Annotated in this window: 16 protein-coding genes; 10 read left to right on the forward strand and 6 right to left on the reverse strand. The window is 70.3% G+C overall.

Annotation, left to right across the window (positions count from 1 at the left end):
* Positions 1–84: 84 nt before the first annotated feature.
* A complete protein-coding gene (locus tag J5226_RS23775) occupies positions 85–3,717 on the reverse strand; it encodes an ATP-binding protein (protein WP_215837485.1) in 3,633 nt (1,210 codons plus the stop codon).
* A gap of 320 nt (positions 3,718–4,037) precedes the next feature.
* On the opposite strand from J5226_RS23775, the gene J5226_RS23780 reads away from it, so the two are divergent.
* Genes J5226_RS23780 through J5226_RS23790 form a run of 3 tightly spaced genes read left to right on the forward strand, consistent with a single transcriptional unit; the run spans position 4,038 to position 5,969 of the window.
* Positions 4,038–4,808, forward strand: coding sequence for a YceI family protein (locus J5226_RS23780; protein WP_215837487.1), 771 nt, complete (start codon positions 4,038–4,040; stop codon positions 4,806–4,808).
* A complete protein-coding gene (locus J5226_RS23785; protein WP_215837489.1) occupies positions 4,805–5,425 on the forward strand; it encodes a cytochrome b in 621 nt (206 codons plus the stop codon). The genes J5226_RS23780 and J5226_RS23785 overlap by 4 nt, the downstream gene beginning before the upstream one ends.
* The gene (locus J5226_RS23790) at positions 5,415–5,969 is read left to right on the forward strand and encodes a YceI family protein (protein ID WP_215837491.1); all 555 of its coding nucleotides are present in this window, start codon (positions 5,415–5,417) and stop codon (positions 5,967–5,969) included. The genes J5226_RS23785 and J5226_RS23790 overlap by 11 nt, the downstream gene beginning before the upstream one ends.
* Before the next feature lie 172 nt (positions 5,970–6,141).
* Here J5226_RS23790 and J5226_RS23795 read toward each other — a convergent pair whose 3' ends face one another.
* Positions 6,142–6,537, reverse strand: coding sequence for a hypothetical protein (locus J5226_RS23795; RefSeq protein ID WP_215837493.1), 396 nt, complete (start codon positions 6,535–6,537; stop codon positions 6,142–6,144).
* A 16-nt stretch (positions 6,538–6,553) separates the two neighbouring features.
* Positions 6,554–6,781 carry a glutaredoxin family protein gene (locus J5226_RS23800; protein WP_215837495.1) on the reverse strand — a complete coding sequence of 76 codons (228 nt, stop codon included), beginning with the start codon at positions 6,779–6,781 and terminating at the stop codon, positions 6,554–6,556.
* 227 nt (positions 6,782–7,008) lie between these two features.
* On the opposite strand from J5226_RS23800, the gene J5226_RS23805 reads away from it, so the two are divergent.
* From J5226_RS23805 to J5226_RS23825, 5 genes are all read left to right on the forward strand, one after another.
* Complete coding sequence (locus J5226_RS23805) at positions 7,009–8,412, forward strand: L-serine ammonia-lyase (protein ID WP_215837506.1); 1,404 nt, start codon at positions 7,009–7,011, stop codon at positions 8,410–8,412.
* 84 nt (positions 8,413–8,496) lie between these two features.
* The gene (locus J5226_RS23810) at positions 8,497–9,243 is read left to right on the forward strand and encodes an alpha/beta fold hydrolase (protein ID WP_215837508.1); all 747 of its coding nucleotides are present in this window, start codon (positions 8,497–8,499) and stop codon (positions 9,241–9,243) included.
* Between the two features lie 150 nt (positions 9,244–9,393).
* Positions 9,394–12,252, forward strand: coding sequence for a molybdopterin cofactor-binding domain-containing protein (locus J5226_RS23815; RefSeq protein WP_215837509.1), 2,859 nt, complete (start codon positions 9,394–9,396; stop codon positions 12,250–12,252).
* Complete coding sequence (locus tag J5226_RS23820; protein WP_215837510.1) at positions 12,249–12,830, forward strand: (2Fe-2S)-binding protein; 582 nt, start codon at positions 12,249–12,251, stop codon at positions 12,828–12,830. The genes J5226_RS23815 and J5226_RS23820 overlap by 4 nt, the downstream gene beginning before the upstream one ends.
* Positions 12,827–14,098 carry a c-type cytochrome gene (locus tag J5226_RS23825; protein WP_215837511.1) on the forward strand — a complete coding sequence of 424 codons (1,272 nt, stop codon included), beginning with the start codon at positions 12,827–12,829 and terminating at the stop codon, positions 14,096–14,098. The genes J5226_RS23820 and J5226_RS23825 overlap by 4 nt, the downstream gene beginning before the upstream one ends.
* A gap of 37 nt (positions 14,099–14,135) precedes the next feature.
* Here J5226_RS23825 and J5226_RS23830 read toward each other — a convergent pair whose 3' ends face one another.
* Positions 14,136–14,588: a hypothetical protein gene (locus tag J5226_RS23830; RefSeq protein ID WP_215837512.1), complete on the reverse strand. Its 453-nt coding sequence runs from the start codon at positions 14,586–14,588 to the stop codon at positions 14,136–14,138.
* A 193-nt stretch (positions 14,589–14,781) separates the two neighbouring features.
* Here J5226_RS23830 and J5226_RS23835 point away from each other — a divergent pair, with 193 nt between their 5' ends.
* A complete protein-coding gene (locus J5226_RS23835) occupies positions 14,782–15,783 on the forward strand; it encodes an alpha/beta hydrolase (protein ID WP_255323138.1) in 1,002 nt (333 codons plus the stop codon).
* Positions 15,784–16,485: 702 nt separating this feature from the next.
* Positions 16,486–18,498, forward strand: coding sequence for a glycosyl hydrolase family 18 protein (locus J5226_RS25595; RefSeq protein ID WP_345778208.1), 2,013 nt, complete (start codon positions 16,486–16,488; stop codon positions 18,496–18,498).
* Between the two features lie 322 nt (positions 18,499–18,820).
* On the opposite strand, the gene J5226_RS23845 is transcribed toward J5226_RS25595, so the two are convergent.
* Together J5226_RS23845 and J5226_RS23850 are read right to left on the reverse strand one after the other, a co-directional pair.
* Positions 18,821–19,330 carry a hypothetical protein gene (locus tag J5226_RS23845; protein WP_215837514.1) on the reverse strand — a complete coding sequence of 170 codons (510 nt, stop codon included), beginning with the start codon at positions 19,328–19,330 and terminating at the stop codon, positions 18,821–18,823.
* A gap of 29 nt (positions 19,331–19,359) precedes the next feature.
* Positions 19,360–20,565, reverse strand: a complete 1,206-nt coding sequence (locus J5226_RS23850; protein ID WP_215837515.1) for a DUF3089 domain-containing protein — start codon at positions 20,563–20,565, stop codon at positions 19,360–19,362.
* Between the last annotated feature and the right edge of the window lie 201 nt (positions 20,566–20,766).

Genomic DNA, 20,766 nt, shown 5'->3' on the forward strand with positions numbered 1-20,766 from the left:
CACAGGAGCGAGGCGCGAGCGAAAACCGCTTCCGCTCACGCCTCGCTCCTGTGCGCTCGCTTCTGCGCTGACGGGTCACGCGGCTCAGCCTCCGCCCCCGAACAGCGCGCCCATCGCTTCCGCCAGCATCGCCCCGGTCACCGGCTTGCGCAGGAAGCGGTCGAAGCCGGCCTGCGCGGCTTGCGGTTCGGCGTCGGCGTCGGCGCGCGCGGTCACTGCGACCAAGGGCTGGGCGAAGCCTTGCGCGCGCAGTTGCCGGGCGAGGTCGAGGCCGTTGATGCCGGGCAAGTCGAGATCGAGCAAGGCCAGATCGAACCGCGCCGTCGCGGTTTCCGCCAGCGCCGCCAAGCCGTTGGCGACGTGGGTCACGCGATGGCCCTGCGTGCGCAGCAGGCCGGCGATCACTTCGGCCACGGTCGGATCGTCCTCCACCAGCAGCACCGCGCGCGGGCCGAGATGCGCGCGCGCCGACGCGGGCTCGGCGGCGGCGGCGTGCGCCGGCGGCGAGGCTTCGATCAGCGGTACGTCGAACACGAAGCGCGCGCCCTGGCCGGGCTCGCTGTGCACCGCGATCTGCCCGTCCATCGCCGCGGCCAGTTCCTGGCAGATCGCCAAGCCCAGCCCGCTGCCGCCGTAGCGCGCGGCGGTGCGCGCGCCTTCGGCTTGTTCGAAGCGGCGGAACAGGCGCTGCTTTTGTTCGTCGTTGAGGCCGGGGCCGGTGTCGCTGACCTCGAAGCGCACGCCGCGCGGCGTCGAGCGTTCCACGCGCAGGCCCACCGTGCCTTCGTCGGTGAACTTGATCGCGTTGCCGAGCAGGTTGAGCAGGATCTGGCAGACCCGGCTCGCGTCGCCGCGCAAACCGGCCGGCGCGTCGGCGGCCACCTCCACCTCGAAACGCAGGCCGCGCTGCTGCGCCAGCGGGCGCATCAGGTCGGCGGCTTGCGCGACCAGCGCGCGCAGGTCGAAGGGTTCGTGCGCGAGTTCGAGCTTGCCCGATTCGATCCGGGCCAGATCCAGCGCGTCGTTGACCAAGCGTAAGAGGTGTTCGCCCGCGCGCCGGATCGATTCGGTGTAGCCGCGTTGCTTTTGATCCAGCGAGGTCTCCAGCAACAACTCGCTCATGCCCAGCACGCCGGTCATCGGCGTGCGCACCTCGTGGCCCAAGGTCGCCAAGAACCGCGTCTTCGCCAGCGAGGCTTGCTTGGCGACTTCGCGCTCGTGCTCGGCGCGTTGCCAGTTGATCCGGCGCGCCAGCCGCCGCCGGTACAGCATCGTGCCCCACCACGCGGCCAGCGCGATCAAGCCCAGCAGCGCGGCCAGCGCCGGCGGCGTGCGCCACCACGGCGGCCGCACGTTGAATTCCAGCGTGCGCTCCTGCGCGGTGTTGCCGTTGGCGTCGATGGCGCGCGCGTGCAGCACGTAGCTGCCCGGCGGCAGGCCGGCGAACACGCGCTCGCCGCTTTCGCCGACCGCGACCCAGTCGCTGTCGTAGCCGTCCAGGCGGGTGTAGTAGCGATTGGCCTGCGGGTCGTCGAACGACAGCAGGCGCATCTGCACGCGCATCTCGCGGTCGTCCGGGGCCAGGGTCGGCAGCGCTTCGTAGCGCGAGGCGCGCTCGGACCCCGAGCGCCGCACCGGCTTGTGCAACGGCAGCGGCACCCAGCGGCCGTGGCGGCGCACGTCGAGCTGATGCCAGACCAGACGCGGCTGGCGCGGCGCCGGGTCCGGCCACGCGGTGTCGATCAACACCACGCTGCCGTCCGACAGCGACGCGGCCAAGGTGCCGTCGCGGGTCAGCACGCTGGCGCGGCGCAGGAATTCCTGGCTGCTCATGCCGTCCTGCACGCCGAAACGGCGCAAGCGCAGCTGCGCGGGATCCCAGCGGAACAGGCCGCGCGCGGTCGGCAGCCACAGGCGCCCGCCGCGGTCGCGGAACAAGCCGGTGCCCTCGACCGCGGGAATGCCGCGCTCGACGCCGGCGCGGTCGCGCAGCACCCAACGCCCGCCTTCGCGCTGATAGCGCTCCAGACCGTTGAGCCGTTGCAGCCACAAGCTGTCGGCGTTCTCGAACACGAAGCCGAACACGCGGTCGCGCGGCAACCCCGGCACGGCGATCATCGTGTTGCGCGCGGCGTCGCGGCTCAGCAGGCCTTCGCCCGAGGCGATCCACAGCGTGCCGTCGGGCGCGAAGCCGATATTGTCGAAATCGCCGTTGCCGATGCCCTGCTCGGGGCCGGCGGCGATGGTGGCGAGCACGCGGCCGCTGTCGGGATCGCGCTGCTGCAAGCCTTGGGTGAGATAGGAAATCCACAGCGTGCCGTCGGGCGCCATCGCGATCCGGTTGGGCTCGCCGGGCAGGACCGGGTCGGGGGTGTCGTCGCTCCAGTCGCGCCAGTGGCCGTCCGGGTCGATCCGCACCAGGTTGTTGCGGCTGGTCGCGATCCACAGCCGGCCGCGCCGGTCCTCGACCGCGGTGTTGGGCGTGCCGCCCTTGCCGAGCGCGTCGTGCGGGCCTTCGCCGATCGGCTCGATCACGCCGTCCTTGTCCAGCCGCTCGACCTCGCCGCGCGCGCCGATCAGCCAGAAGCCGCCTTGCGCCGACGGCGCCAGCGCGGTGTAGAGCTCGCTGCTGAGGCTGCCGCGTTCGCGCGAATACTGGGCGATGCGGCGCCAGTCCGGGCGCAGATAGCCCACGCCGACGCCGGCCAGCGGGAACCAGAACGAGCCGTCTTCCTGGCCGACGATCTGCTGCACCGGCCGCGACGGCCGCGCCGGGCCCAGCGGCATCGGCGCCGGCACCGACTGCGGCGTGGCCCGCCAGATGCTGCGCTGGGTGCCGAGCCAGAAGCTGCCTTTGCGGTCCGGCGCCAGACTCAGCACCGCGTTGAGCTGGGCGAACATCGCCGAGTAGTCCGGGTCGGTCCAGCGCCCGTCGCGCTCGCGCCGATGCAGGCCGGTCTTGCTGCCGACCCACAGCCGGTCGCCGACCGGGGCCACGGTGAACACCCACGGCGTCGGGTCGTCGCCGGGCAGGGCGATGCGCTCGAAATCGTGGCCGGTCCAGCGCGCCAAGCCCTCGAAAGTGCCGATCCACAGCTCGCCGCGCTCGTCGAATTCGAGGGTCAGCACGGTCGCCGACGGCAGGCTGCGCGGGTCGCCGGGCTGGGGCATGAAGCGTTCGATGCGGCCGTTGCGGTCGATCCGGTGCAGGCCGCCGCCGTAGGTGCCGAACCAGACCTCGCCGTTGCGGCTGGCCACGGCGAAGGTGTCGTCGCTGCCGATCTGCGGGTACTCGGCGCGGCGGTAATGGACGAAGCCTTCGCGGCGCGCGTCCATCATGCTCAGGCCGCGGCCTTCGGCGGCGACCCAGATGCGGTCGCGGTCGTCGATGCTGACCAGGGTCAGGTCGTTGCCGGGCAGCGAGGCCGCATCGCCGGGCACGTGCCGCCACACCTTCATGCCGACGCCGTCGTAGCGCGCCAGGCCGTCGGTGGTGGCCAGCCACAAATAGCCGGCGTGGTCGAAGGCCATGCCGTTGACCTTGCTCGAGGGCAGGCCGTCGGCGACGCCGATGATGCGCGCGCGCGGCGCCTCGGGCACGCCCGCCGCCGCCCAGGGCGCGGCCAAGGCCGCGCCGGCGCACAGCAGCAGGGTCAGGCACGAGCGCAGCCACCGCCGTCCCCACGACGGTCGCGCGCATAACCGCGATTGCAGCATCCGGTTCCCTCCCGCAATGAAACAAGCCGTCCCGGCGGCGCACCGGCGCGCCCCAAGACAGCGAAACTGACGCTTCGCTGACAAGCGGCTGACCGTGTCCTGGCCGCCGGATTACGGTTTCCGTGACCGTATCCGGCACTTTCCCCGCCCATAAGGCTCGGCGATAACCGGTGGGCTAGGCAAGTCGCGGAACTTCCGGCCCGCATCGCGCCTCGTTTCCACGTGGGCCGGCGGCGCGCCGAAACGGATCGTTGCGCTTGCCTGGACACGGCCTTGCGCGGCTGTGCCTAGAATCCACGCCGAACCTTGCCGGAGCTGCCATGTCTCTCAACCGCCCTTGCGCCATCGTCCTGGCCGCGCTCGCCGCGCTGCCCGGCGCCGTCCTGGCGGCGCAGGCGCAGGCCGAGCCGGCCGCGGCCCAGGCGGCGGCCGAGGCCGGCGCAGCCACCGGTCTGCAGAGCTACGGCTTCGACCCGGTCCACACCCGGGTGATGTTCGCCCTCTCCCACGCCGGCTTCTCCCAGGCCATCGGCACCGTCTCCGGCGCCGCCGGCACCCTGCGCTTCGACCCGGCCGACTGGCGCGGCGCGAGCCTGGACGTGCAGGTGCCGCTGACCCGGCTCGACCTGGGCGACGGTCGTTGGAACAAGGCCGCGCTGGCGCGCAACCTGCTCGACGGCAAGCGCTGGCCGACCGCGCGCTTCGTGTCCTCGCGGGTCGAGCCGGCCGCCGGCGATCCGCAACGCTTCAAGGTCTGCGGCACCCTGACCCTGCACGGCGTCGACGGCCCGCTGTGCCTGGACGTGAAATTCAACGCGCTCAAGCGCCATCCGCTGCCGCCGTTCCACCGCACCGCGGGCTTCTCCGCCACCGGCGCGCTCAGCCGCGCCGCGTTCGGCGTCGATGCCTGGAAGTCGGTGATCGGCGACGAGGTGGAACTGCGCATCGAAGCCGAAGCGGTGCGCGACAAATACGTCGGCGATTCGCCCAAGGGCGCGGCCGACGCCGCCGCCACGGACGCCGACGCCCCCGATTCCGTGCGACCCGACCCTGCACGCCCCACCCCGCCCGACCCGGAGCCGACCCGATGACCTTGAAGAACACCGCAGACCGATGGGGCGCCGTCAGCCAATCGCTGCATTGGCTGATCGTCGTGATGATCGCGGGCCTCGCCGTCGTCGGCCTGACCATGACCGACATGAGCAACGGGCCGGCGAAGATCAAGATCTACGCCCTGCACAAGTCGATCGGCCTGACCTTGCTGGCGCTGGTGGCGCTGCGCCTGGCCTGGCGCGTGTACGCCGGCGCGCCCAAGCCGGTGGCCGGCACGCCTCACTGGCAGGAGCGCGTTGCCTCGCTGACCCATTGGGCGCTGTACGTCTTGATGTTCGCGATGCCGATCTCCGGCTGGGTGTTCAACTCCTCCGCCGGCTACCCGCTGCAGTACTTCGGCTGGTTCAACCTGCCCAAGATCGCCGCGCGCAGCGAAGAGCTCGCCCAGCTCAGCCGCAACCTGCACGAATACGGCTTCTGGCTGCTGCTGGCGCTGGTGCTGGGGCATGCCGCGGCCGCGTTCTACCACCATTTGTTCCAGAACGACGACACCCTGACCCGGATGCTGCCGGGCCGGCGCCGCGCCGCGGCCGCCTTGTCGCCGCAACCCGTTTCCGCCTCCCCCACTTCTTCGGAGAACCCCGATGCGCCTTAAGTCCCTGGCCCTGACCGCCGCCCTGTTCGCCGCCGCCGCGCCGGCCTTCGCCGCCGATTACGTGCAGCAAGCCGGCTCGACCCTGACCTTCGCCACCAAGTACCAGGGCGAAGTCTTCGCCGGCAACTTCCCCGGCTTCACCGCGCGGCTGAGCTTCGACCCGGCCAAGCTCGACGCCTCCAAACTCGACGTGGTGATCCCGCTGGCCGGCGCCAACTCCAAGAACGCCGAGCGCGACGACACCCTCAAGGGCGCCGACTTCTTCGACATCGCCAAGTTCCCGCAGGCGCGCTACAGCGCGACCAAGTTCCGCAGCCTGGGCGGCAACAACTACGCCGCCGACGGCAGCCTGACCCTGCGCGGCGTCAGCAAGCCGGTGACCCTGACCTTCACCTGGACCCCGGGCGACAAGCCGGTGCTGGCCGGCAAGGCCACGGTCAAGCGCCTGGACTACAAAGTCGGCGGCGGCGACTGGGCCGACACCTCGATCATCCCCAACGAAGTCGCGGTGAGCACGAAGGTGGTGTTCGCGGCGGCGAAGTAAGCCGGCGCCGCGTCCCGAAACGGAGCCCGCGCGGGCTCCGTTTTCGTTTGCGCAAGTCGCGCGATCTGCCTGTAGGAGCGGCGCGAGCCGCGACCGCGGCAACGCAACTACGCCGAAACCTTCGCAAGAGTTGCGTTGCCGCAGTCGCGGCTCGCGCCGCTCCTACAGGGGCTTACGGCGGCTCCGCGACCAGACGCACCGAACGCGCCAGCACCCAACCGTCGAGCCCGTAACTCGAACTCAGCCAATAGGCGTTCAAGCCCTCGCGCTCGACATACGCCCGCGCCGCCTGAAGATCGCCGATCTTCCAAGCCCCACCGGGCCACCCGTTGCGCCGCTCGCGGGCCTGGATGTCGTCCCACTCGTCCTCGATCAGCGCCGCAGCCGGCGCCTCTTCCAGATCCGAGACGATCGCCGGCAACAACGGCGCATCGAAACGATGCGCGAACACCCCGTCGAATTCGATCCGGAACGGCCCCGGCGCATTGCCGTGGTGCGGCCGCAAGCGCAGGCTCAGCGTACGGCGCTCGCCGTCGACGCTGTACCCCACCAGCAAACTGTCGTGCACGCCGCGGAACACCGCGTCAGCGCTCCGCCAGCCACGCGGCCAGCCGATCCGCATCGAACGGCCAATCCAGCTCCACCCCGCGCGCCTCGTCGCGCAGCACCGGCACCCGTGCGCCGTAGCGGTCTTCCAGCGCCGCATCCTCGTCGATGAAGACGCTCTCGAACTCCGGCACGCGCGCTTGCGCCAGCACCGCCAGGGCCAGGTCGCAGAGGTGGCAATCGTCGCGTTGGAACAAAGTCAGCACAGTCGCTCCAGTGGATCGTTCGAGAGTCGGGCCGAACCACCGCGGCGCGGCGGCTTCAATGCGGCCGGGTATGGCCGAACCGCGCGCGCGGCAGCGAAAAACCCGCGCCGGACCGGCCTGGACGGCATGCGGCCGCGCGTAGAATAAGCGGTATACACACCCGCGCGGTGCGGGCGCCGCCCGCGCGGGACGCCAGCAACGTCCGACCCCAGTTGGAGCAGCCAAACGTGGCAGTCAGCAGTTTCGACCTGTTCAAGATCGGCATCGGTCCGAGTTCCTCGCACACCGTCGGCCCGATGCGCGCCGCCGCGCGCTTCATCGAGCGCTGGCTGGTCGAGGGCTGCGGCACCGGCGAGCCCGGCGCCGATCTGGCCCGCACCGCGCGCGTGCGCGCCGAGGTGTTCGGCTCGCTGGCGCTGACCGGCCGCGGCCACGGCACCGACAAGGCCGTGCTGATGGGCCTGGAAGGCCATTGGCCGAACCAGATCGACCCGGACATCATCCCGGCGGCGTTGGAACGCATCCGCTCGAGCAAGCGCATCAACCTGTTCGGCCGCCACGAGATCGGCTTCGACGAGAAGCACGACCTCATCATGAACAAGCGCCAGAAGCTGCCGTTCCACACCAACGGCATGCGCTTCACCGCCTTCGACGCCGACGGCGAAGTCATCGCCACGCGCGACTACTACTCCGTCGGCGGCGGCTTCGTGGTCAATCAGGACGAAGCGGCCGAAGACCGCATCGTCGCCGACACCACCGACCTGCCCTACCCGTTCCATTCCGGCGACGAGCTGCTGGCGCAGTGCGCGCGCAGCGGCTTGTCGATCGCGCAGCTGATGATGGCCAACGAACGCGTGTGGCGCAGCGACGACGAGATCAACGCCGGCCTCGACGAAATCTGGATGGCGATGCAGTCGTGCGTGACCCGCGGCATCCGCGAGACCGGCACCCTGCCCGGCGGCCTGCACGTCTCGCGCCGCGCGCCGAGCCTGCACGCCGAACTGTCGGCCAAGCCCGAAGCGGCGATGCGCGATCCGCTGACCGTGCTCGACTGGGTCAACCTCTACGCGCTCGCGGTCAACGAAGAAAACGCCGCCGGCGGCCGCGTGGTCACCGCCCCGACCAACGGCGCGGCCGGCATCATTCCGGCGGTGCTGCACTACTACGACCGCTTCTGCCCCGGCGCCACCCTGCAGGGCGTGCGCAACTTCCTGCTCACCGCCGCCGCGGTCGGCATTCTCTACAAGGAAAACGCCTCGATCAGCGGCGCCGAAGTCGGCTGCCAGGGCGAAGTCGGCGTGGCCTGTTCGATGGCCGCGGCCGGCTTGGTCGGCGCGCTCGGCGGCACCGCGAGCCAAGTCGAGAACGCGGCCGAGATCGGCATGGAACACAACCTCGGCCTGACCTGCGACCCCATCGGCGGCCTCGTGCAGATTCCCTGCATCGAGCGCAACGCGATGGGCGCGGTCAAGGCGATCAACGCTTACCGCATGGCCATGCGCGGCGACGGCAAGCACAAGGTCAGCCTGGACAAGGTCATCAAGACCATGCGCGACACCGGCCGCGACATGCAGGACAAGTACAAGGAAACCTCGCGCGGCGGTCTGGCGGTCAACGTCATCGAGTGCTGAGGGCGGCGACGGCATGGACGCTGCGTTGCGCCACACCGACCAAGGTCGCGGACTGCGGCGCTACGCCGGGTTGATCGAAGCGCGTTGCCCGCGTTGCGCGCGGGCCAACGCTACGCGGCGGCGCGGCTGACGATGCGCTGTCTGGTCCTGCCCGGGCTCGACGGCGGCGGCGAACTGCTGAGCGATTTCCTCGCCGCGCTGCAGCCGCGCTTCGCGGCGAACGCGTTGGCGTATCCGAACGATCCGGCCTTGGGCTACGACGCGCTGGTCGATTGGGCGTGGACGCGACTGCCCACCGACGAGCCCTTCGCGCTGATCGGCGAATCCTTCTCCGGCCCGGTCGCGATCCGCCTCGCCGCGCGCCGTCCGCCGAATCTGGCCGCGCTGGTGCTGTGCGCCAGCTTCGCGCAAGCGCCGCGGCCGCCGTGGTCGCCGCTGGGTTTGGCCGCCTTGCCCGCGTGGCTGCACCGCTTGCCGCTGCGGCATGCGCCGCTCGCCGTCGTCGAACGCGCGGTGTTGGGGCGTTGGTCGAATCCGCGCTGGCGCGAACGGCTGCGCGCGGCGTTGGACGCGCTGGACCCGGCGGTGTTGCGCACGCGCTTGGGCGAAGTCGCGCGCGTGGACGCGCGCGCGGCCTTGGCCGCAGTCGCGGTGCCGACGCTGTACCTGCGCGCCACCGCCGACCGCTTGGTATCGCGCGAGAGTTGGGAAACGATCCATCGCGCGCGTCCGCACACCGAGTGCTTCGCCTTGGACGCGCCGCACTTCCTGTTGCAGGCCTGCGCGGACGACGCCGCGGCGCGGATCGGGCACTGGCTCGACCGGCACTGAAATTCGCGCCGCGCGCCGCATTCTTCCATCCGACGCGGCACCTCTCGCTCACGCTCCTTCATCCGCGGCCGCCCCGCACGCGGACTTCACCGCATTTTGCCCTGCACCATGCGCTTACTATGGCCCGGAGCCCGCCGGAGCCAGCCGTCCATGCCAGCCCGCCTCAGCCGCCGCGACTTCCTCAAGTGCAGCGTGATCGCGGGCATCGGCGTGTACGTCGCCGCGCCCGGCAGCGCCGCGCTCGCCGCCTTGTTCGAGAAGGAACGGCTGCGGCCGATGCCCTGGGATCCGGCCACCGGCCGCATCCGCTACCGCACCGACGCCACCGCCAAGGTCAGCGGTGAAAAAGTCTTCAGCATCGACCTGCGCTCGCGCGACCTGCCCGGCTGGCCGCGCGAACAAGCCCACGCGATGCTGCTGCGCGCGACCTTGGCCGACCGCGTCTACCAGGGCTTCGATCTGTCCTCGCTGCCGGCCGACCTGCAGCCCGACCGCATCGTCACCGCCGAAGACCTCGCCCGCGACGGCGTCGCCTTCCCCGCGTTCTACGGCGAAGACCCGCTGCTGCCGCCCGGCAAGACGCCGGCCTATCTCGGCCACGCCGTGGCGCTGCTGATCTGGAACGATTTCGCCCGCTTCCGCGCGGCCAAGAGCCGGCTCAAGTTCCGCCCCGAACTGATCCGCTGGGGCGAGGCCACCGGCCCGGTCGAACGGCCGCCGTGGGCGACGTTCCGCTACGTGCGCGTCGGCGGCAGCGACGCTTACGCCGACGATGTCTATTCCAGCTACAAGGACACGGTGCTGTTCCCAACCGGTTATCGCAAGCAGAACCCCGAGTGGGTCAAAGGCGACGCCGGCGGCAAGCTCGATGCGCAAGGCGTGGCCCACGCCGATGCGATGGAGACCGAACTCGCCGCGCCCGCGCCGGGCAAGCTGGTGATCGAACGCGAATTCTTCTCGCAGTCCATCGACACCGCGGCGATGGAACTGGACAACGCCAACGGTTGGTTCGACGCCGCCACCGGCACCGTGCACCTGGTCAGCGCCACCCAATCGCCGAACGAAATCGCCGAGGACGGCGCGCGCATGCTCGCCGCGACCCGCTTCGGCGTGAAGCGTTTGGTGCTGCATCCTTGCTACACGGTCGGCTACGGCTCCAAGGACCACAACCCGTTCCCGTTCGTCGCGCTGATGGCCGCGCTATACGGCAACGGCCGTCCGGTGCGCTTGGCCAACGACCGCTACGAGCAATTCCAGTCCAGCCTCAAGCGCCACAGCTTCCGCATGCGCTACCGGCTGCAGGCCGACCGCGCCAGCGGCAAGTTCGAGATTTTTCACGGACGCATGACCGGCGACGGCGGCGGGCGGATGAATTTCTCGCCTTCGGTGTGTCTGGTCGCGGCGACCGCGGCGCAGTCGATCTACTATTTCCCGCGCAGCGATCTGAGCAGCACGGTGATCGCCTCGCGCGCGCTCGACGCCGGCTCGGCGCGCGGCTACGGCACCTTGCAGAGCATGGGCGCGACCGAAATGCTGATCGACGAGATCGCCGCCGAACTCAAGCTCGATCCGATCGAGCTGCGCCTGCGCAACGTGTTCGCCACCGGCATGAAGAATACCCAGGGCGCGATCCCCGCCGGCGCCCAGCGCGCCGACGAGGTGCTGCGCAAATCGCGCGAGCATCCGCTGTGGACGCAGCGCGAGCAACGCAAGCGCGAGTACGAAGCCGCGCATCCGGGCAAGCGTTACGGCGTCGGCTACGGCTGCGTGCAGAAGGATTACGGCACCGGCGGCGAAGCGGCGTTCGCCGAAGTCGCGCTGACGCCGCAGGGCCGCATCCGCCTGCGCCATATCGGCATCGAGATGGGCACCGGCATGGCGACCAGTCAGGCCGTGGTCTGCGCGCAGTGGTTAGGCCGTCCCGCCGACGAAGTGCTGACCGGCGAAACCGATTGGGCCGCGCTGCCGATGCGCGCCACCGACGACACCTGGCTGATGTCGCAGGCGACCCAGGACGCGCACGTCGGCGATCCGCGCTGGACGCCGAACTACACCAGCCCGTCCAGCGCCAGCAACTCGGCCTATTTCTTCAGCCACGCCACCCGCGAAGCGGCGCGGCTGGTGTTCACCCAAGGGCTGTGGCCGGCGGCGCTGGCGCTGTGGAGCGCGGGTTTCGGCGGCGGCCAGTTGGCGCCGCTGGCGGTGCGGCGCGAGGACGCGCGCTGGGTCGAAGGCAAACTCAGCGCGGGCGGTTTGGCCCCGCTGACCTTGGAACAGCTCGCGGCCAAGGCCTTCGAGTTGGGCTTGGCCACCGGCGCGACCGTGCACAGCTTCAACCGCTGGCAATGGGCCGAAGCCGAATTCCCGCTGTCCGGCGACGACGCGCGCCTGCCGTTGGACGGCCTCGCGCTGCGCTGGGGCGACGGCAGCCGCGGAGGCGCCGGCACGCCGACCGCCGACGGCTACCGCATGATCGAACGCAGCCGCGCGCACTATCCGCCGACCCAGCGCAACAACGCCGGCGTCACCTACTACGCCGCCATCGGCACGATCGCCGAAGTCGCGGTCGATACCGCCACCGGGCAGGTCGAACTGCTCGACCACCATTCGATTCTCGAATGCGGCACGCCCATCGTCCCCGAGTTGGTCTCGAGCCAATTGCAGGGCGGCTTGGCGATGGGCATCGGCCATGCGCTGCACGAATTCCTGCCGCTGTACGAAGACGGACCGGGCGACGGCACCTGGAATTTCAACCGCTACACCCTGCCGCGCGCGCGCGACGTCGCGGTGTGGGCGCAGAGCGGCGACATTCTGCCGCCGTTGTCGCCGTCCGACGCGCCCAAGGGCATCGCCGAGGTGGTGATGATCGCGGTCGTGCCGGCCATCGCCAACGCTGTGACCCACGCCACCGGCCTGCGCCTGCGCGAGTTGCCGATCACGCCCGACAAAGTGCTGGCCGCGCTCGCGGCCGCCGAGACCGCGCCGCGCGCGCGGGAGGCCCACGCATGAGCCAGAGCAGCCTGCGCCTGCGTCCGCTGACGCTGCAGATCAACGGCCGCCGCTACGGCCCCATCGACGTGCCCGACGACATGATGCTGGTCGACGTGCTGCACGAATACCTCGGCCTCACCGGCACCCGCTTCGGCTGCGGCCAGGGCGTGTGCCGCGCGTGCACGGTGGTGGTCGACGACGAACACGGCCCGCGCGAGGTGCGCAGTTGCATCACCGGCGCGCATTACTTCGAAGGCAAGCCGATCCGCACCGTCGAGGGCCACGCCAAGCGCGGCGCCGAAGGCGAGTTGCTGGAACTCTCGGCGGTGCAGCAGGCGTTCCTCGATCACTTCAGCTTCCAGTGCGGCTATTGCACGCCGGGCTTCGTCAACGCCGCCACGGTGTTGCTCGAACGCCTGGGCAAGCAGCCGGCGCGCGAGTACGACCGCGATGAAGTGCAGGCGCTGGTGCTGGAAGCGCTGAACCCGCATCTGTGCCGCTGCACCGGCTACGTGCGCTATTACCAAGCGGTCGAGGAACTGGTGCTCAAGCTGCCGACGGTGCGGCTGCGCAAGCAAGCGGAGACGCCGCGATGAGAAAGCGCCGCTGGAAACGCCTGATCCTGTGGGCGCTGCTGATCGCGCTGATCTGGTTCGCGCTGGATGCGCTGCTGGGCTGGTGGTATCGCCGCGGCCCCGCGGTGCAGGTGACGGCTACGCCCGCGCAGATCGAACGCGGCCGCTACCTCGTCGCCGCCGCCGACTGCGCCGCCTGCCACACCGCCGACGGCGGCGCGCCGTTCGCCGGCGGCGTGCCGCTGGCCTCGCCGTTCGGCGTCATCCACGGCACCAACATCACCCCCGATGCGGAACACGGCATCGGCCGCTACAGCGCCGACGATTTCTTCCACGCCATCACCCGCGGCGAAGCGCGCGACGGGCATCAGCTGTACCCGGCGATGCCTTACGTTTCGTACAAGACCATCGCGCGCGAGGACAGCGACGCGATCTACGCTTACTTGATGACGCGGCCGGCGGTGGCGCAGGACAACCTCGCCAACGGCGTCGGCTTTCCGTTCAACGTCCGCACCGGCATCAACGCCTGGAACCTGTTGTTCGCCGGCGCGCAGGCGCGGCCGGCCTCGCAGGGGCAATCGCCGCCGTGGCGACGCGGCGAATACTTGGTCGAAACGCTGGGCCATTGCGGCGAATGCCACAGCCCGCGCGGTTGGCTCGGACAGGTGGACCGTTCGCGGCCGCTAGCCGGCAACGACGCGCTCGGCCGCGTCGCCGCGCCGGATCTGACCCCGCAAGGCTTGGCGCAACGCGGTTGGGATCGAACCAACCTGCAGGCTTACCTGAGCCGCGGCCTCGCCGCGCACGCGGTGGCGTCCGACGAGATGCTCAAGGTGGTGAACCTGTCGACGAGCCGGCTCAACGAGGACGACATCGGCGCCATCGCGACTTATCTGCTCGGCGACACACCGCCCGCGCCGGCGGCCCTGGCCGCGAACGCCGGCGGCGACGGCGCGCCCGCGCAATCGCGCTACTTCGCGCTGTGCGCCGGCTGCCACGGCCGCGACGGCCAAGGCGTGCCGCACGTGGCGCCGGCCTTGAACGGCAACAGCAGCGTGCGCGATGCGAACCCGCACAACCTCGTCGTCGCCATCCTCGACGGATTGCCCGAGCACGATTTGCCGGGGTTGGAGCGGATGCAGGAGATGCCGGGCTTCGCCGATCAGTTGAGCGATCGCGACGTGGCCGAACTCGCGCAATGGCTGCGCGCGCGCTACGGCGGGCAGAACGCGGCGGTCGATCCGGCATCGGTGCGAACGCTGCGCGACGCGGCGCCGGCCCGCCATTGAGCCGCGCGCGGCGCGGTCTCAACGCGGATCTGCGCGTTCATTCCTCGCTGTAAGCTTGCGCCGCGGTGGTCTGGACGACGCCCGGCGCATCGCTTTCGCGCTTGTAGCGCAGCGGATCGGCCACCACCAGCGCGCACGCGGCCGGATCGCCCTCGATCCGGATCGCCGCGCCGTTGAGGCGCACATGCACCACCTTGGGTTTTTCCAAGCCCGGCGGCGTGTAGAACGTCGCGCGATGGCCGCGCAGCACCACCGCGTTGGCGCCCTGGGCCGCGGCCGCGTCGGCCAGGCGCGCGAACGCGCGGCCGTAATGCACCGCCGGCGGGCTCTTGTCCAACGACGCCTCACTGACCCGGGTGCCGGCTTCGATGCTCACCACGCCGAGTTTGCGGTGCTCGCAGGCCGGCATGTCCACCAATACCGGCGGACGTTCGTCCGCCGTCGCCGCGAACGCGGCGCAGCCCCAACACGCCGCCAGCACAACGCGCATCGCCTTGCCTCGATCCATCGTTCCAGTCCCCGGTCGCGCGCCTGGGTCGTCGGCGCGCCCGGACTATAGCGCCGGGCGCGGCACAGCGGCGGGCTACGCGCTGGCCTAGGATGAAGCGACCCGTCACGACCGCCGAGGCTCCGCCATGCGCCCGACCGCCGCGCCGCCGATCCGTTCGCTGTTCGCCGCATGGCTGCGCGTCGCGCCGCTGTGCATCGCGCTGTCGCCCATCGCCGTATCCGCGGCCGAGCCCGCCGACGCGCCGCGCTACGGCGCCGAACTGGAAGGCTTCGACTACCCCTACCCCGTGCAGCGCTACCGCTTCGACTCGCAAGGCGAGCCGGTGCAGATGGCCTACCTCGACGTACGCCCCGAACGCGGCAACGGCCGCACCGTGGTGCTGCTGCACGGCAAGAACTTCTGCGCGGCGACCTGGGAATCGGCCATCGCCGCGCTGCGCGGGGCCGGTTACCGGGTGATCGCGCCGGATCAGCTTGGCTTCTGCAAATCCAGCAAGCCCGCCCATCATCAGTACAGCCTGCACGAGCTGGCCGCCAACACCCATGCGCTGCTCGCCTCGCTCGGCATCGAGCGCGCGATCGTCGTCGGGCATTCGATGGGCGGCATGCTCGCCGCGCGCTACGCGTTGATGTACCCGCACTCCACCCAGCGGCTGCTGATGGTCAACCCCATCGGCCTGGAGGATTGGAAAGCGCTCGGCGTGCCGTGGCGCAGCGTGGACGAGAACTACGCGCGCGAACTCAAGACCACGGCGACGACGATCCGCACGTACCAGCAAGCGGTCTATTACGGCGGGCAGTGGAAGCCGGAGTACCAGCGCTGGGTCGACATGCTCGCCGGCCTCTACGCCGGGCCGGGGCGCGAACGCGTGGCTTGGAATCAGGCGCTGACCTCGGAGATGGTGTTCACCCAACCGGTCGTGCACGAGTTCGCGCGCCTGCGCGTGCCGACCACGCTGTTCGTCGGCCAGCGCGACCGCACCGCGATCAATCGCGATCTCGCCGACGACGCGCTCAAGGCCAAGCTCGGCCTGTATCCCGAACTCGGCCGCGCCGCCGCGCGCGCGATCCCCGGCGCGACGCTGGTGGCGTTCGACGACCTCGGCCATTCGCCGCAGGTGGAAGCGCCGGAGCGTTTCGAAGCCGCGCTGCTCGAGGCGTTGCGCGCGGACTGAGGGGTTGAGGAGCTGAAGAACGTAGTGAAGCGGAACGAGGAACGAGTCGGGAGCCGCGGCTTCCACTCGTTCCTCGTTCCGCTTCACTGCGTTCCTGTTCCCGTGACGCCGTTTTGACTCGCAAGCCGACCTCCCTGTCCATTGGACATCGACCCAAGTCACTGTTTTTGAAAGTCATTCAGCGCCGGCGCGCGCTGCGCCGCAGCAATCGGCGCCCATTCGCGCAAACGTTGTCACGAGGTTCTGTGAACCAGCGCGCAAAGCCTCAGGTCATTGGTTGACAACGTTGTCACGCGCGGCCAGTTTCCCCATCCGAACGGCGAGCCCACCGGTTCGCCGCCGCGGTCGCCGGAGGGAGGGCACGCGCAACACGACACGCCGCCGCGGCCTCGCCGCGTCGGCCCGGAACACCCGCAACACGGAATCTCGCGCGCGGCCGGCCTATCGCACCGGCCCGGCCGCTTCGGGCGGCGGCGCGCCATGAAAGCGCACCACCGCAACACACCACGACGGCGCGACGACGCCGATCGACGAGGAGGCCCGAGCCTCCCATGCAGATCCGGAAGGTTCGACGACCTTCCTTCGACACGGGCGGGAAATCGCCGTCGGCCGCGCGCGGCCGGCGAAGTCTTGACTATGCATCGGGAGAGAGGAAGCACCATGAGACACGCACGGTCCGCCAACCTGCTGTTGCTGACGGGCATGCTCGCCGCGTCGTCGATGTCGACGGCCTGGGCGCAAGCCGCCTGCACCGGCGTTCCCGCCTGGAACGCCTCCACCATCTACGCCGCCGGCGACAAGCTGACCTACCAGAACCATCTGTATCAGGCCAACGGGCCGATCTGGAACACGCCGCCGACCTATTGCCCGAGCTGCAACTACTACGCCGACCTGGGCGTGTGCAGCACCGGCCCGGTCAACCAGCCGCCGACGGTGAGCCTGACCGCGCCGAGCAACGGCGCCACCTACAACGCCGGCGCCAACATCGCCGTCAGCGCCAACGCCGCCGACAGCGACGGATCGGTCGCCAGCGTCGAATTCTTCCGCGGCAGCGTGTCGCTCGGCGTCGACACCACCGCGCCGTACGCGGTGACCTGGAACAACGCCACCGCCGGCAGCCACAGCTTCACCGCGGTGGCCAAGGACAACCAGAACGCGACCACGACGTCCGCCGCAGTCAGCATCACCGTCAGCGGCGGCTCGAGCGACACCACGCCGCCGAGCGTGCCGGGCGGCCTCGCCTCGCCCTCGCAGACCGCCAGCAGCGTCGCGCTGAGCTGGAACGCGTCCACCGACAACGCCGGCGGCAGCGGCGTGGCCGGCTACGACGTGTACCGCAACGGCAGCCTCGCCGGCTCGCCGACCACGACCACCTTCACCGTCTCCGGCCTGAGCCCGAGCACCAGCTACAGCTTCACCGTGCGCGCGCGCGACAACGCCGGCAACGCCTCGGCGCAGAGCGCCTCGATCAGCGCCACGACCAAGCCGGGCGGCCCGGGCGGCAACAAGTTCCGCATGGGCTACTTCGCCCAGTGGGGCATCTACGGCCGCAACTATCGGGTCAAGAACATCGACACCTCCGGTTCGGCGGCGAAGATCACCCACATCAACTACGCCTTCGGCAACGTGCGCAACAACCGTTGCGAAGTCGGCCTGACCATCCCATCCGACCCGAACACCGGCGCCGGCGGCGACGCGTTCGCCGATTACACCAAGTCGTTCCAGGCCGGCGAGAGCGTCAGCGGCGCGTCCGACACCTGGGATCAGCCGCTGCGCGGCAACTGGAACCAGCTCAAGCAGCTCAAGGCCAAGTACCCGGGCCTGAAGGTGCTGATCTCGCTGGGCGGCTGGACCTGGTCGCGCGGCTTCTCCAGCGCGGCGCGCCCGGAGAACCGTCAGGCCTTCGTGGCGTCGTGCGTCGATGCCTACATCAAGGGCAACCTGCCGGTCACCGACGGCGCCGGCGGCGCGGGCGCGGCGGCGGGCGTGTTCGACGGCATCGACATCGACTGGGAATACCCGGTGGCCTGCGGCATCGAGTGCGGCAAGCCGGAAGACAACGCCAACTTCACCGCGCTGATGGCCGAGTTCCGCCGCCAGCTCGATGCGGTGCGTCCGGGCCTGTTGCTCACCGTCGCGGTCGGCGCCGGCGTCGACAAGATCCGCGTGACCGATCCGGGCGCGTACCACCAGTACCTGGATTACATCAACGTGATGACCTACGACTTCCACGGCGCGTGGGATCCGAAGACCGGCCATCACTCCGCGCTGTTCGCCTCGCCGAACGATCCGTCCACCGGCGATCAGAAGTTCTACAACTCCAACGACGCGATCGAGGCCTTCCTGTCGCGCGGCGTGCCGGCGTCCAAGCTCAACCTGGGCATCGGTTTCTACGGCCGCGGCTGGACCGGCGTGCAGAACGTCGCCAACGGTCTGTATCAGAGCGGCACCGCGGCGCCGGGCACGTACGAGGCCGGCATCGAGGACTACAAGGTGCTCAAGAACAAGCCGGGCACGATCTACACCGACGCCAACGCCCGCGCCACCTGGAAGTACGACGGCAGCACCTTCTGGAGCTACGACACGCCGCAGCTGATCGGCGAGAAGATGCAGTACGTCAAGACCCAGAACCTCGGCGGCGCGTTCTTCTGGGAGTTCAGCGGCGACGACGCGACCGGCAGCTTGGCGGCCGCGATCAACGACGGGCTGAAGTGATTCCCGGCTGAGTTGGGTTTCCATCGTGAAAGCCCCTCCCCCGCCTGCGGGGTGAGGGGCGGCATCGGCGAGCCGCGGGCTCGCGCCGCCCCGAACGCTATGCGTTCGGGATCGGGGTGAGGGCGCTCCGCCCTCCCCCACCGTCTTCGTCCCACACGCTTCAGAGCCGTTTCCAAGTCCAACTTTTGCAAAGTCGCGGCGAGCGATACGCCGAGGCGATCTGCAGCGGAGCGCCGGTCATCCCCCCGATCGGCGCTCCGATTTCGTTTTTGCGATTCGGCGATTCCGCGCTGCGGCGACGACGCACGCCGCGCGGCGCGGCTCACTCCACCGGCCGCCACACCGGCTTGCCGTCGCGGCCGGGCACGCGCCGCATCTGCGGCGGCAGCACGTACAGCTCGTCCAGCGCCAGTTCCTCGGGCAGATCCTCGACCCGGTCGGCGACATCCTCGTACTGCGGCGGCAGCCGGAATCCGGCGCTGCACTCGCGGTCCAGATACAAGAACTCGTCGCGCAGCGACATCGCCTTGAGCAGGGCGCTGGGCGCGCCGGCGATCAGTTCGCGCAAGCGCATGCCGGCGGCGACGTAGCCGAACAAGCGGCCGCGATAGCCGGGCAGCGCGGCCAGATTGACGACCGCGAAATCGCGGTTGTCGACGATCAGCAGCACGGCCTCGTCGATGCGCACGCAGGTGTAGCGCGTGTCCAACGCGGGCCGTTGGAGCACGCGATGGCGCCCTTCCAGCGCAATCACCCGTTCCAGCGCGCGCTCGCCCAAAGCGAAGCCGCCGAGGCCGCGGCCCGGGACGATGTCGGCGTCGAGATCGATCATCGCGGCAGTCTAGCGCCGCTGCGGCGCGCTCAGCGGCTGCGCGCCGGTTTGTTTCGGGCCCTGGGCCGCGACGCCGGCACGGCCGGAGCGGCGGCGACGGGGCGATGGACGAACGCCGCCACCCGCTGCGCCGCGTTGGCGCGGATGTCCATGTAGAACAGCTGATAGTCGTTGACGTGCTGATCGCCGCCGAACCACCACTGCCGCCATTCGCCGTCGGGCAGCGTGGTCTGCAGCAGGCCGTCGTCGTCGCAGCGCGCGCTCACCCGCCGCGGCTGCGGCTCCGGCAACGGCCGGTTGCGCTCGGCGTGCAGCGCGCCCAGGTGCGCGGACAGCGGGCTGGATTCGCGGTCGGCGCGCCAGGTCACCGGATTCACGCACAGCAGACGCGGTTGCTCGACGCTGCGAAAACCGTCGGGGTACCACACCCGCACCCGTTCGAAACGCTTGGGCCGCTCGCCTTCATCGAACGCGCCGGACTCGACCGTGTTGTAGAACACCGCGCAGCCGGTTTGCTCCGGCGTCGCGCATAGCGGCACGCCCGGCACGGTGCGCTGCAACGCGTCCTGCGGCACCGCCGCGCCGATCAGATAGGCCGCGACCAGACGCTTGCGCAGCGACGGATCGGCCGACAGGTCCGACATCAGCTCCGACACCAGCCGCAAGCCGTGGCCGCTGCCCTGGCTGTGCGCGGCGATGATGAAGGGCCGGCCGTGCGACCACTGGCTCAGGAAGGTGTCGAACGCCGCGCGCACGTCGCGGTAGGCCAGATCCAGCGCCTTGTCGCGGTCGGCGTCGGAGGCCGACAGATAGCCGTTGAGGGTCATCTGCCGGTAATGCGGCGCGTAGATCCGGCCGACATCGTTGAAGGCGCTGGCCTGCGCGCGCAGGGTGAACTCGGTGCCGCGGTTGGCGTCTTCGTCGTCCAGCGGCTGGTTCCAGCCGGCGCGGCTGAAATAGGTCGTGGGGTGGATGTAGAACACGTCCACGGGCGCGTCGGCCTGACGGTTGCGCATGCCGATCGGCGTGGCGTCGCCGCCGTCGCGCTTGTCCGGCAACGCCGCCCAGGAGCGCGCGTCGCGATAGTCGGGGGCGGCCGGCTCGGGGCTGCGGTCGAACTCGCGCTTGGGATCCAGCACCATCCGCTTCACCGGCGCCACCACGTGCCGCATCGGGCTGCAACCCGCGACGCACGCCAATGCGACCACCACCAGCCAACCTGCGCCGTTCTTCATGCCCACCTGCCCGTGTCGGAGTGCCGGCGCGACCGGAACGATTCCGGCCGGGCCGCCGGCATTCTAGGCCGACCGTATTGCGCTTGTCGGCCGATCCGCGCGGATTATGTGGTGCCGGGATGTAGCCGCCGCGTCGTAGCGTTTCGCAGTTTGTAACAAAGGGTGACCAGGGGCGGATCGGCAACGTGCGCTGTGGCAGGG

It is taken from the genome of Lysobacter sp. K5869 (assembly GCF_018847975.1).
In the GTDB taxonomy this organism is placed as follows: domain Bacteria; phylum Pseudomonadota; class Gammaproteobacteria; order Xanthomonadales; family Xanthomonadaceae; genus Lysobacter.